The following is a 12,919-nucleotide window of genomic DNA, read 5'->3' on the forward strand; positions in this document are numbered from 1 at the left end:
GTGCGGGTATCCGCCCGATGGGCCCCGACGTCGCACGGATCGGGACCGTACCGATTGTGGGAGGTGACAGACCCAGCCCGCCCTGAGCGAGCGTCGCGAGTGAACCGAGCGTGCACTCGCGCACGACGGAGCCGAGCCTCGTCGTGAGCGTTAGCTCACAGTTGGTGGTGCGGAACGTGAGGAATTCGTCGGATCATGGCATCGTTGATCTACGAGACCAGGGCATCTCATAACACCTACCTGGCTCGTCTACAGAAAGTATGAAATGGCTCAAGGCATTGTGAAGTGGTTCAACAGCGAGAAGGGCTTCGGCTTTATCGCACAGGACGGCGGGGGGCCCGACGTCTTCGTGCATTACTCGGCTGTGAGCGGCTCGGGTTTCCGGTCCCTCGATGAGGGGCAGCGCGTGGAGTTCGAGATCGGCCAGGGACAGAAGGGTCCGCAGGCCCAGGACGTCCGCGTTCTCTGATCGCGACTTAGCTTCCGAAAGGCCCCGCACCGGGATGGTGCGGGGCCTTTCTCCTATTCGGGGCATCGATGAGCAGAGCGGGTGAGGTCGCACGGGGAGTGCGCCACCGGGGCGCCGCGGGGGCGTCTGGTTGTATATTGCAAGCAGTACATGTCGAGGGGACAGGAGTGCCGGATGCGCGAGGACGGTCGTTCCGGGTGCCCGATCAACGCGACGATCGAGGTGATCGGCGATCGGTGGACGCTGCTCGTGCTGCGCGACGTGATGTTCGGCGACCGGCGCCACTTCCGCGAGCTGCTGGCCGGCTCGGAGGAGGGCATCGCCTCCAACATCCTGTCCGATCGGCTCAAGCGCCTGGTGGCGGCGGGGCTGCTCAGCCGGGAGGACACCAGACCCGGGCAGAAGGCGGAATACCGGCTCACCGAACCCGCGATCCAATTGGTGCCGGTCATGGCGCAGCTCGGCGCGTGGGGTCTGCGGCACCGCCCGACCACCAAGCGTCTGCGCGTGCGGGCCGAATTGCTCGAGGCGGGCGGTCCGCGACTGTGGGCGGAGTTCATGGACGAACTACGCGAGAGCCACCTCGGCATCCCGCGCCCGAACCCGGACCGCCCGTCCGCCACCCAACAGCTCGCCCAGGCCTACGCCGACGTGGTCGCCGAGTCCGACGACGCGGACGAGCGAACGGCCGCGGCGGTTCCCGGGTCGTAGGGATCAGCCCGCCAGCGCCTCGGAGCGGAAGAACTCCGCGGTGATCGCACGGGCACGCGTGAGATCGCGGTGGCCGGACTTCCGGAACGACTCGGCGGCGCAGGCGAATTCGGCGGTGATGAACGTGGTGATCGGCGCGGGCACCGACCCGCTGCCCATCTCGCGGGTCCGTGACTTCAGGTCGGTCAGCTCGCGCACCGCGTCCGGCAACCCGTCGGGCAGATCGCACTGCCGCAGCAGCGTCGGCAGATGCATCGGCGCCACCGCCGCCGCGGGATGCTCGCGCAGCCACCGCAGCGCCATCGCCGGACGCAACGCGTAGAACACCTTCTTCAGCGACCCGCTGCGCTCGAACAAGCCCCACTGCTTGGCGCCCAGGTGCAGATAGTGCCGAGCGACCTTGTCGCGGTCGGCGACCTCGTCGGCCACCGTGCGCAGCCGCTCCCGGAATGCCGGGTCGCCGCGGTAGACGATCGGCGACATCAGCCATTCGATGAGCACGGCGTTGCCCTGCACCAGCAGCCGCAGCGCCTTGGCCAGGTCCCAGCCGTTCACGTCGAGCAAGCCCGCGAGCGGCGTCTCCACCACGTCCCGGGTGCGCCACGGGGACAGGTAGGTCTCCAGCGCCGCGACGTACACGAACCGGCAGTCGTAGTCCGAATCGGGAGACGGGAACCCCCACGCACGGCTGCCGCTTTCGATCGCGAGCCGGATCGACACCCGGTGCTCCCGCTCGACCCGGTCCAGCTCACGATCGATCGACCCGACCACCGCCGGGTCCATCGAAGCCGGTATCGCGCGCAGAGACATGAACGCGATGGTAGGTGCCGAAAAGGGGTGCCGCGAACGCTTTTCGGCGTCACTCACCGACGATGGCCGACTGTTCCGCACGCGGCTGCGAGCACGGCGACGACGGCCAGCGCGCCGCCGAGCCACAGGGCGGCGGCGAGACCCACCCTGTCCACGGCCAGCCCGCCGGTCAGGGACCCGAGTGCGATGGCGGCATTGAAAACCCCGGCGAACAGGGCGGACGCGCCTTCCTTCGCCCCGGGCGACGCGGCGAAGACCCAGTTCTGCGTGCTCACCGAGACGCCGCCGTAGGACAGGCCCCATACGACCATCAGCACGATGGCCTGCGGCAGCGCGACGCCGAGCACGGGCAAGGCGATCGCGGCGGCGGCGAGGATCGAGCCGATCGCGATCAGGGTCGTGCGCGGTGTCCGTGCCGCCGCCGCGCCCGCGCCGAAATTGCCCGCGACACCGGCGATCCCGTACACCAGCAGCAGAGTGCCGATCGTCCCCGCGCCGACGCCGGTCACCTCCTCGAGCACCGGCCGCACATAGGTGTAGGCGGCGAAGTGGCCGGTGACCAGGAACGCGACCACGAGCAGGGCGACGCGCAAGCCCGGCTGCCGCGTCAGCCGCAGCACGTCGCCCAGCGCCGCGGCCTCCGTCGCGGGCAGGCGCGGCAGCGCGGCCGCCATCGCCGTGAGGACCAGCAGCGCCAGGCCCGTGGCGGCGGCGAACACGATCCGCCACCCGGCGAGCGCGCCCAGTACGGTTCCCGCGGGGATGCCGAGCACCGAGGCGACCGCGACGCCGGAGAAGACCAGCGACGTCGCGGCGGTCACCGACCGTGCGGGCACCAGCCGCGCCGCCAGGCTCGCGGCGAGCGCCCACACACCGCCCATGCCCACGCCGACCAGCACCCGCGCCCCCATGAGCACCCCGAAGGTGGGCGCCCATGCGGTGCCGAGGTTGCCCAGTGCGAGCACCGCCATCAACCCGCACAGCACCACCCTGCGCTCGATCCGGCCCAGCGCCGCGGTGAGCAAGGGCGCCGACACCGCGGCCACCAGGCCCGTCACCGTCAACGCGAGACCGGCGCTGCCTTCGCTCACCCGCAGCGCCGCGCCTATCGGAGTGAGCAGGCCGACCGGCAGCATCTCGGAGGTGACCACCGTGAACGTGCCCGCGGTCACGGCGGCGACGCCGAGCCAGCCGCGAATCGCCGAAACCGGCGGCGGCGCAACGAGTTCGGGAACCTTTGTCATGTCCTCCAGCCAACGGCTCGCGGCAGGGGGAAACAACGGCGAAGCTCTCATAGTTCTATGAGCTGGACTCATCGACCGTGGAAGGGAGCCTGATGGGCGGGCTGGAGATCCGTGAGCTGGAGGCGTTTCTCGCGCTCGCCGAGGAACTGCACTTCGGGCGGGCCGGTGAGCGGCTGTACGTGTCGCAGAGCAGGGTGAGCCAGCTATTGCGCGCGCTGGAGCGGCGCGTCGGCGGCCGGCTCGTGGAACGCACGAGCCGCACCGTCCGGTTGACTCCGCTCGGTACGGATTTCCTCGCCGAACTGCGGCCCGCCTATGCCGCGTTGCGCGCGACGGTCGACGATGCCCGCGCCGCCGCCCGAGGCGTGGACGGAATCTTGCGCATCGGTTTCCAGGGCGCGGGCGACGATCACCTGATGGCGGCTGTGGAGCTGTTTCAGCGGCGTCACCCGGAATGCTCGGCGGAACTGGTCGAGATTCCGCTGGCCGATCCGTTCGGTGCGCTACGTCGCGCCGAGGTCGACGCCGCGGTCGTGCTGCTGCCGATGGGTGAGCGTGATCTGGTGCTCGGGTCGGTGTTCGCGGGGCAGCCCCAGACGCTCGCGGTGGCCAGCACCCACCCGCTCGCGGGGCGTGCCGCGCTGTCGGTGGAGGAACTCGCGGAGGTCCCGTTGGTCGGCGTGCGCGCTCCGGCTCCGGAGTACTGGCGCAGGGCGCAGGCGCTGGATGTGACGCCCGAGGGCCGCACGGTGCGACCCGGCCCTGAGGTCGGCACGCTGGAGGAGGGCCTCGCCGCGGTGGCGGCCGGCCGCGGCGCGATGCTGCTGTGCCATCCGACCGCGGAATCACACCGCAGGCGGCCGGTGGTGTTCGTGCCGGTGACGGGGATAGCCGAGTCCCGGCTCGGGCTGGTGTGGCACCGCTACCGCGAGACTCCGCGGGTACGCGCGTTCGCCCGCGCGGTGGCCGTCACGAAGGGGGCCGGGGATGTGCGGTTGGTCACCACCGAGGCATCCTGAGCACCCGCTGCCCTCGCCCGCTTCGGTCGCCGAATATCGGTGCGGACCGGGCGTCACAATTCTCCATGGGCCGCCGGACGGGTAATCACGAGTTATTCGTATGCCCTATTGTTCAAATTGGGGCCAGTTTTTCGGCAGCGCCTATTTCCTGGGATGTGACTCTCGGCGACTTTCTTTCGGGTCGTCTCTCTGTGCTCGTCGGCTCGAGAAATCAGTGCAGCACGGGGGACGCCCCTGACCTGGACGTTTGACTAGATTCGCAGCTCAAACATGGGATCGAAGGTGTCGTGCGCCACAATGATGTGCTGAATGTGGCCTGCATCTCCATATTATCGGATTCCGTAACCGCCACCCTATGGCCGCCGATGTGCCTCGTGTCAGCCAGTTCGACTGGATTATGTTTCGAGGAAGAGGTATTTCCATGATCCCCGTTATCATCGACACCGGTAGCGCTGCCCTGAACGGTCTTTTCAATACGCTCGGCGCCGCTCTGCACGGCTTGGTCGACACCTTGTGGACGGGTTCCTTCGGCGGCCGCTGACCGACGTACGGTCGAGAAGATCGACCGGGTCCCGCGCCGACCGAGGGCGTGACCGAGCGGGCCCCCGCACCGAAAGGTGCGGGGGCCCGCCGCTGTGCGAGGCCGTCGTCACGGGAGCGGCGGCGGGATCAGCCGAGCGCCCCGACGGCGGGGATCCGGGCGAGTTCCGCCGCGACCCGGGCGGGATGGGTCAACTGCGGGTAATGGCCGGTGCCCTCGATCGACATCGTGTCCCGAGCGGTCCTGACGGTGAGTGGATCACCGGAACCGGTGATGATCCGCACCGGCACCTCGATCCGTTCGAGCAGTGCGCGCAACTCCGCACGCCGAGCGGGAGCGCTCGCGCGGCGCAGCGCGGCGACGGTGCGGGCGGCGACGCCCGGCCTGCGCAGGTTCGCCGCGGCGCTCGCGATCGCGGCGCTGTCGGGTACGCCGAGCTGTTTCGCCAAGTCGGCCGACGACATTCGGCGCATCGCCGCCGCCGTCAACGGTGAGCGCAGCAGCAAGCCGGACCGCGGCTGCAAGAACGCGGGCGCCACCAGCGCCACGCCGGAGATCCGCTCGGGATGCTCCGCCGCGTACCGCAGCACCGGACCGCAGCCGAGTGAGTGACCGACCAGCACGGGGCGGGTGTGGACGGAGGCGAGCAGCCTTGGGAGCACCGCATCGGGATCGCCGGGCGCCGAGCGCCCGAGGCCGGGCAGGTCGACGACCAGGCTCGGCTCGTCCAACTCCGCGCGCACCGCGTTCCACGACTCGCCGTCCAGCGGAAGGCCGTGCACCAGAACGTGAGCCGGGCGCTCGCGCTCGCCGCTCACCCAGACGCCGTCGGTGAAACCGGCGGTCGGATCGTCGGCCGCCGCGCCGAACCGGCTGGCCACGAGATGGTCCGCCCACGCCAGCAGGGTCGCCTCGGCCGGCGGCATGGTGAGCCCGGCGCGGCGGGCCACCTCCTGCGCCGCCGAGGTGTCGTAGCGGTCGTCGGCGATGAAGGTCAGCGACTCCGGATCGGCGCCGGTCAGTGCGCGCGGAAGTTTCGAGATGACCCCGACCGGAATGGAGAAGCGCGGCGCGCGGACACCCAGGTGCCCGGCCAGCAGCCGAATCAACTTCGGTAGCACCGGAGTTCGGTCGTCGAGAACCGTGTACGACCGGCCCGCGGTATCGGGCAGGGCGGGCAGGCTGATCAGGAAATCGGTGAAGTAGTCCAGGTCGACGATCGGCACGAAGGTCTCCGCGCCACCGGGAACCGCGGCGAGCCTGCCGTTCCAGAGTTGCTCGACCACGTCGGCGAGTCCCACGTATTGGCCGGGGCCGATCACGCTGCTCGGGTTCGCGATGGTCAGCGCGACGCCCAGTTCGGCGGCCCGTCGGCGCAGCAGCGGATCGGACTCGAACTTCGACGCGCCGTAGGCGCCCTTCTCGTAATGCTGTTCCTCGGATTCCTCCACGGTGATCCGGTATCCGGTGATGTGCACGACGCGGCGCAGGCCGGGCAGGGCGGCGGCCCACTCCAGTACGCGAACCGCGCCGGTGACGTTGACCGCGTACGCGTCCTCGCGCGCGAGCCCGAAGGCGAAGCGCGCCGCGCAGTTGTACACGTCGCGGATGCCGGACGGATCGAACCCGGCGGGCAGGCCGAGGTCCGGTGCGGTGACATCACACGCCACGATCTCCAGCCCGCTCGCGTCCACCTCGCGTCTGCGCAGCCAACTGGTGAGCCGCTCCTCGGTGCCCGGCCGCAGGGCGGCGGTGACGGAATGTCCCTGCGCGAGTAAACGGGCGACCGCGTTGCGACCGAGAAACCCGGCGGCTCCGAACACGATGCTGTCGGACATGACAAACTCCTTACTAGACCGGTCTACATATTTTAAGGACATGGGAAAACGCGGACCGGCGGGATCGCCGGCCCTCAGATCAGGGCGCGCAGGGTGCGTTCGACTCGTTCCAGGGGTTCGCGGCTGCGCTGGGCGCGGGCCAGCAGCAGCGCGCCTTCGACCATCGCGAGTACCGAGGCGGCCAGGTCGTCGGCGTTCTCGTGGCCGTCCGCGCGCAGTCGCAGTCGCAACGCTCGCTCCCACGTGGCATAGGCGGCGGCGCACTCGGCTTGAATCGGGTCGTTGGCGGCCGCTACGTCCAGGGCCACCGTGGCGACCGGGCAGCCCTGTTGCCAGCCGGACGCTTCCAGTCGATCGCCGAACGCGCGCAGCAACATGCTCGCGGCCGCGGCGGTGTCGCCGGGCTCGATCGTGTCGATCAGCGCCGCGATCTCCTTGCCCGCCTGGGTGATCGCCGCCGCGACCAATTCGTCCTTGCCGCCGGGGAAGTGGAAGTACAGCGAGCCGCGCGGCGCACCGCTGGTCGCCAGGATCTGGTTGAGCCCGGCGCCGTAGTAGCCGTGCCGCTCCATCAGCGTGCGCGTCGCGTCGACGAGTTTGCCGCGAGTCTCGGTGCCTTTGACGCCCATGCTGCAAATGTAGACCGGTCTTCATATTTTTGCCAATGCCAGGACTGAGGACGGCCGCCTACCAGGTGGTAGCCGAGACGGAATCCGCGCGCACTAAGCTTGTCGGCGGTAATTGCCGACCCCATTCCCCAGGAGTACTCCACGTGAGCCAAGCAGGCCGTCCTGTAGTTCTGATCGCCGACAAGCTCGCCCAGTCGACCGTCGACGCGCTCGGTGACGGTGTCGAGGTCCGGTGGGTCGACGGACCCGACCGCCCGGCGCTGCTGGCCGCGGTACCCGAGGCCGACGCGCTGCTGGTGCGGTCGGCGACCACGGTCGACGCCGAGGTCCTGGAAGCCGGGAAGAACCTCAAGATCGTCGCGCGCGCGGGTGTCGGCCTGGACAACGTCGACGTGCCCGCCGCCACCGAGCGCGGTGTCATGGTCGTGAACGCGCCCACCTCGAACATCCACACCGCCGCCGAGCACGCGGTCACCCTGCTGCTGTCGGCCGCCCGTCAGGTTCCCGCCGCGGACGCCACCCTGCGCGAGCGCACCTGGCAGCGCAGCAAGTTCAACGGCGTGGAGATCTTCGGCAAGACCGTCGGCGTCGTCGGCCTCGGCCGCATCGGCCAGCTGTTCGCCGCGCGCCTGGCCGCCTTCGAGACCAAGATCGTCGCCTACGACCCCTACGTGTCGCCCGCCCGCGCCGCGCAGCTGGGCATCGAGCTGCTCACCCTCGACGAGCTGCTCGAGCGCGCCGACCTGATCTCGATCCACCTCCCGAAGACCCCGGAGACCAAGGGGCTCATCGGCAAGGAGGCCATCGCCAAGACCAAGCCGGGCGTGATCATCGTCAACGCCGCCCGCGGCGGTCTGGTCGACGAGGCCGCCCTGGCCGACGCCATCAAGTCCGGCCATGTGCGCGCCGCCGGTCTGGACGTGTTCGAGACCGAGCCGTGCACCGACAGCCCGCTGTTCGACCTGCCGCAGGTCGTGGTGACCCCGCACCTGGGCGCTTCCACCTCCGAGGCGCAGGATCGCGCGGGCACCGACGTCGCGAAGTCGGTCCTGCTGGCCCTGGCCGGTGAGTTCGTGCCCGGCGCGGTGAACGTCACCGGCGGCACGGTCGGCGAAGAGGTCGCCCCCTGGCTGGACATCGTCCGCAAGCAGGGCGCGTTGCTCGGCGCGCTGTCCAACGAGCTGCCGGTCAGCGTGGAGATCCAGGTGCGCGGCGAGCTGGCCGCGCAGGAGGTCGGGGTGCTGGAGCTGTCCGCGCTGCGCGGCATCTTCTCCGCGCTGGTGGAGGACCAGGTCACCTTCGTCAACGCGCCCGCGCTGGCGAAGGACCGCGGCATCACCGCCCAGGTCACCACGGCGTCGGAGAGCCCCAGCCACCGCAGCGTGGTCGACCTGCGCGCCGTGTTCGGCGACGGCAGCACCCTGAACGTCGCGGGCACGCTGACCGAGCCGCAGCTGGTGGAGAAGATCGTCAACATCAACGGCCGCAACTACGACATGCGCGCCGAGGGCCTCAACCTGGCCATCCTGAACTACGAGGACCGGCCGGGCGCGCTGGGCAGGATCGGCACCAAGCTCGGCGAGGCCGAGGTCGACATCCTGGCCGCGCAGCTGACCCAGGACGTCGACAAGGAAGGCGCCACCGTCGTGCTGCGCGTGGCCCGCGAAGTGCCCGCGGACGTGCAGGACGCGATCGCCGAGTCGGTCGGCGCGGCCAAGGTCGTCCAGGTCGACCTGACCTGATCGGACCGGCGCCGCCGCCCCGGCACACGCGGAATCGGCGCCGCGCACGAAGCACTCGTGCGCGGCGCCGGTCACTCTGCCGGCGCGCGGACCCGCCGCGTCATCGCGCCCGGTGCTCGGCGATCCGGCCGCGCCGAGTACCGTGACGATGCTGCGGTCACCCCGGCCGGACTGTCGTGCGCGCCCCGGCGGTCATCTCCGGGCCGCACGTCGTGTCGGCCGTTACCGGCAACATCGAACGGAGCATTTGTCATGAAGCTTGCTGTCATCCCGGGCGACGGGATCGGGCCCGAGGTCATCGCCGAGGCGCTCAAGGTGCTCGACGTGGTCGTGCCCGGTGTCGAGAAGACCGAGTACGACCTCGGCGCGCGCCGCTACCACGCGACCGGCGAGATCCTGCCGGATTCGGTGCTGCCCGAGCTGAAGCAGCACGACGCGATCCTGCTCGGCGCGATCGGCGACCCGTCGGTGCCCAGCGGCGTGCTCGAACGCGGCCTGTTGCTGCGCACCCGGTTCGCGCTGGACCACCACGTGAACCTGCGGCCGTCCAAGTTGTTCCCCGGCGTGACCAGCCCGCTGGCGGGCAATCCCGACATCGACTTCGTCGTGGTGCGTGAGGGTACCGAGGGCCCCTACACCGGCACCGGCGGCGCGATTCGCGTCGACACCCCGCACGAGGTGGCCACCGAGGTCAGCACCAACACCCGCTTCGGCATCGAGCGCGTCGTGCGCTACGCCTTCGCCAAGGCGCAGGCGCGGCGCAAGCACCTGACGCTGGTGCACAAGAACAACGTGCTCACCTTCGCCGGCTCGCTCTGGCAGCGCACCGTGGACGAGGTCGCGGCCGAGTTCCCCGAGATCACCACGGCTTACCAGCACATCGATGCCGCGACCATCCACATGGTCAACGATCCGGGCCGGTTCGACGTGATCGTCACCGACAACCTCTTCGGCGACATCATCACCGACCTCGCCGCCGCCGTGAGCGGCGGCATCGGGCTGGCCGCCAGCGGCAACATCGACGCCTCCGGGACGAACCCCAGCATGTTCGAGCCGGTCCACGGCAGCGCCCCCGACATCGCCGGTCAGTCCAAGGCCGATCCCACCGCGGCGATCCTCTCGGTCTCCCTCCTGCTCAACCACCTCGGCGACACCGAGGCGGCCACGCGCATCGAGTCGGCCGTCGCGAAGGACCTCGAGTCCCGCTCGGGCGCCGCGTCGACCGTGGAGATCGGCGACCGGATCGCCGCCACCCTCTGATCCTCGCCCCCGACGGTCCCGTTCCCACCTGGGCGACGGGACCTTCGCGCATCCTCACGAAAGGTCCTCGGCCACTCCGCGCTTCGTGTCCGAGATGGGACGGCGCGCGCCGCCTCGGAGACCGGATCCACGCCGTGCGGGCGTGCGCTGCCGCAGTTGTTGTGCGTGGGCACGTATCAGCGGCGGGTCGGTGTACCCGCTGCTCGCCGGGTGCGGACGTGGCGAACATCCGGGTGCGGTTGGGTGATGATGCGTCCGGCTCACTGGTCGCGTCCGAGCCGATGAGCGCCGGGAACGGTGCACGGAAGTAGCGGCACCGGCTCGCGCGAAGACATCCCCGCCTGCCGTGCGGGGCGCACGAACAAGGCAGAGATGTGGCCTCGGCCAGGCTCATAAGAAGTCACTACAACCCCTGAGGCCGACAGATGTCGTCGATGCCCCGAGGCGGTCAGCGGGCGAACCCGGCGGGAAGTGCTCGCCCACATCCCCTCTCAGCCGGGGTCGCGGGGGACCAAGGGGACGGCCGCTACGGCGGTGGCCGCGGCCAGCAGGAAGGCGGCGGGAAAGCCGCTCGCGGTGATCAGGGCGCCGAACACCGGCGGGACGGCGGCCATGGCCAGATTCTGCCCGGTGTTCTGGATGCCGAGGCCACGGCCGCTCCAGTAGGGGCCCGCGATCTCGGCGACCGCGGTGAAGGCCAAACCATTGTCGGAGACGGTGATCACCGACGCGGCGATCAGCAGCGGGATGGCGGCCCACCACCAGTGGGTCCATGCGGCCAGCGCCAGCGCGGCCATCGAGAGTACGGCGGCGATCGCGACCGTCCGCAGCGGGCCCATCCGGCTGCCCGCGCGATCCGACCAGGCGCCCGCGCCGATGCGGCCCAGTGCGCCGAGGACCTGGGTGACGGTCACCAGCGCGCCCGCGGCGGCCAGCGACCAGCCGATGTCGCGGTGCAGCCACAGCAGCGCGAAGGTCCACACGGTGCCCTGCGGGACGACGAGCAGCACCGAGACGAGATGGATGCGCCACAGCGTGGCGTCATCGCGATAAGGATTGGCGCGCAACGCCGGATCGGCGGCGGAGGCAGGGGGGCGTGGCGGGTCGACGATGCCGGCCAGACAGCCCACGGCCGCCACACCCGCCATGAGGGCGGGCACGAGAACCGCCGCGGGCACGCCGTAGGTGGAGGCGACGGCCGGAATCGCCAACGCGCCGACGCCCACCCCCAACGGCTGGGCGGTCTGCCGGATGCCCATCGCCAACCCGCGCCGGTGCGGCGGGAACCAGCCGACGATCACGCGGCCGCTGGCGCCGTTGGTGCTCGCCGCCCCGACGCCGCCGAGGAACAGCAGCGCGCCCAACGCCAGGTCGTCGGTCGTAGCCGCCGCGGCGCATCCGGCCGCCAGCATCAGCAGGGGGCCGCCGATCAGCACCTTGCGCTCGCCGATCCGGTCGACCAGATAGCCCCACGCGATCAGGGTGCACACCAGGCCGACGGTGGGCATGGCGACCAGCAGGCCCGCGGTGGCCAGCGGCATACCGCGGTCGGTCAACGCGGGCAGCAGGAACGGGACGCCGTGGATGAAGACCGCGCTGGAGGCCTGGGCGAAGACGCCGAGGCCGAGCATGGACCAGCGCCGAGCCTCATCGATCTGCGTGACGGTCGCCATCGGCTTCACCCCGAAATCTCAATATTTGGGATACAATTCCCACCTTGTGAACTTTTCTGCTCACCGTACACCGGAACGGCGGTTCGGCTCGACGGTCGTGGCTGTCGAACTGCTCACAGCGCGCTCCGCCGCCGGATCCGCGCGGATTCCGTACCACCCGGTCGGGCGCGTTCGGCCAGGTGGCGACGGGTCGATAGACTCCGGGGCATGCGTCTAGGTCGAGTTGCCAGTCCCGATGGAGTCGCCTTCGTCAGCATCGAAGGCGACGGAAGCGACAGTGTGGCCAAGGAGATCGCGGAACACCCGTTCGGCACACCGACGTTCACCGGGCGGAGCTGGCCGCTGGCCGACGTGCGGTTGCTCGCGCCGATCCTGGCCAGCAAGGTGGTCTGCATCGGCAAGAACTACGCCGCCCATGCCGCCGAGATGGGCGGGCCCGCGCCCGACGACCCGGTGATCTTCCTCAAGCCGAACACCGCGATCGTGGGGCCGAACGCCCCGATCATCCTGCCGCCCAGTTCGTCTCAGGTCGATTACGAAGGGGAGCTGGCCGTCGTCATCGGCCGCCCCTGCAAGGACGTGCCCGCCGCCCGCGCGCTGGACGTGGTGCTCGGCTACACCGCCGCCAACGACGTGACCGCCCGCGACCAGCAGCGCCACGACGGCCAATGGACCAGGGGCAAGGGCTACGACACGTTCTGCCCGCTCGGTCCGTGGATCGAAACGTCCTTGGATCCTTCGGATCTGGAGATCGTCACCGAACTCGACGGTGAAGTGCGCCAGCGTAGCCGTACTTCGCTTCTGCTGCACGACATTCCGAAGCTCATCGAGTGGGTCACCACCGTGATGACGCTGCTGCCCGGTGACGTCATCCTCACCGGCACCCCTGAGGGCGTCGGCCCGGTGCGCGAGGGGCAGCAGGTGTCGGTGACCGTCGAGGGCATCGGCACCCTCACCAATCCCGTTGCCGCCAAACGCTGATC

12 protein-coding genes are annotated in these 12,919 nt (G+C 70.2%); 7 read left to right on the forward strand and 5 right to left on the reverse strand.

Annotation, left to right across the window (positions count from 1 at the left end):
• Window positions 1–265 precede the first annotated feature (265 nt).
• Window positions 266–469, forward strand: a complete 204-nt coding sequence (locus tag LTT66_RS22805) for a cold-shock protein (RefSeq protein ID WP_014987157.1) — start codon at window positions 266–268, stop codon at window positions 467–469.
• A 174-nt stretch (window positions 470–643) separates the two neighbouring features.
• Entirely contained in the window at window positions 644–1,180 is a 537-nt protein-coding gene (locus tag LTT66_RS22810; RefSeq protein ID WP_233060565.1) for a winged helix-turn-helix transcriptional regulator, read from the forward strand.
• Between the two features lie 3 nt (window positions 1,181–1,183).
• On the opposite strand, the gene LTT66_RS22815 is transcribed toward LTT66_RS22810, so the two are convergent.
• On the reverse strand, window positions 1,184–1,990 hold the full coding sequence (locus LTT66_RS22815; RefSeq protein WP_233060567.1) for a nucleotidyltransferase domain-containing protein: 807 nt from the start codon (window positions 1,988–1,990) through the stop codon (window positions 1,184–1,186).
• A gap of 53 nt (window positions 1,991–2,043) precedes the next feature.
• Window positions 2,044–3,234, reverse strand: a complete 1,191-nt coding sequence (locus LTT66_RS22820) for an MFS transporter (protein ID WP_233060569.1) — start codon at window positions 3,232–3,234, stop codon at window positions 2,044–2,046.
• Between the two features lie 77 nt (window positions 3,235–3,311).
• Here LTT66_RS22820 and LTT66_RS22825 point away from each other — a divergent pair, with 77 nt between their 5' ends.
• The gene (locus LTT66_RS22825) at window positions 3,312–4,253 is read left to right on the forward strand and encodes a LysR family transcriptional regulator (protein WP_233060570.1); all 942 of its coding nucleotides are present in this window, start codon (window positions 3,312–3,314) and stop codon (window positions 4,251–4,253) included.
• A 355-nt stretch (window positions 4,254–4,608) separates the two neighbouring features.
• On the forward strand, window positions 4,609–4,794 hold the full coding sequence (locus LTT66_RS22830; RefSeq protein WP_157229770.1) for a hypothetical protein: 186 nt from the start codon (window positions 4,609–4,611) through the stop codon (window positions 4,792–4,794).
• 128 nt (window positions 4,795–4,922) lie between these two features.
• Here LTT66_RS22830 and LTT66_RS22835 read toward each other — a convergent pair whose 3' ends face one another.
• Window positions 4,923–6,632, reverse strand: coding sequence for an alpha/beta fold hydrolase (locus tag LTT66_RS22835; protein ID WP_233060571.1), 1,710 nt, complete (start codon window positions 6,630–6,632; stop codon window positions 4,923–4,925).
• Between the two features lie 74 nt (window positions 6,633–6,706).
• Window positions 6,707–7,261: a TetR/AcrR family transcriptional regulator gene (locus LTT66_RS22840; protein WP_233060573.1), complete on the reverse strand. Its 555-nt coding sequence runs from the start codon at window positions 7,259–7,261 to the stop codon at window positions 6,707–6,709.
• Between the two features lie 143 nt (window positions 7,262–7,404).
• Between LTT66_RS22840 and serA the strand changes: the two genes are divergently transcribed.
• The gene (serA, locus tag LTT66_RS22845) at window positions 7,405–9,003 is read left to right on the forward strand and encodes a phosphoglycerate dehydrogenase (protein WP_233060575.1); all 1,599 of its coding nucleotides are present in this window, start codon (window positions 7,405–7,407) and stop codon (window positions 9,001–9,003) included.
• A gap of 252 nt (window positions 9,004–9,255) precedes the next feature.
• Window positions 9,256–10,263, forward strand: a complete 1,008-nt coding sequence (locus tag LTT66_RS22850) for a 3-isopropylmalate dehydrogenase (RefSeq protein WP_233060576.1) — start codon at window positions 9,256–9,258, stop codon at window positions 10,261–10,263.
• A 491-nt stretch (window positions 10,264–10,754) separates the two neighbouring features.
• Here LTT66_RS22850 and LTT66_RS22855 read toward each other — a convergent pair whose 3' ends face one another.
• Complete coding sequence (locus tag LTT66_RS22855; protein ID WP_233060578.1) at window positions 10,755–11,936, reverse strand: MFS transporter; 1,182 nt, start codon at window positions 11,934–11,936, stop codon at window positions 10,755–10,757.
• Window positions 11,937–12,143: 207 nt separating this feature from the next.
• Here LTT66_RS22855 and LTT66_RS22860 point away from each other — a divergent pair, with 207 nt between their 5' ends.
• On the forward strand, window positions 12,144–12,917 hold the full coding sequence (locus LTT66_RS22860) for a fumarylacetoacetate hydrolase family protein (RefSeq protein WP_195064575.1): 774 nt from the start codon (window positions 12,144–12,146) through the stop codon (window positions 12,915–12,917).
• Window positions 12,918–12,919: the final 2 nt, after the last annotated feature.

It is taken from the genome of Nocardia gipuzkoensis, from assembly GCF_021183645.1.
GTDB classification, from domain to species: domain Bacteria; phylum Actinomycetota; class Actinomycetes; order Mycobacteriales; family Mycobacteriaceae; genus Nocardia; species Nocardia abscessus.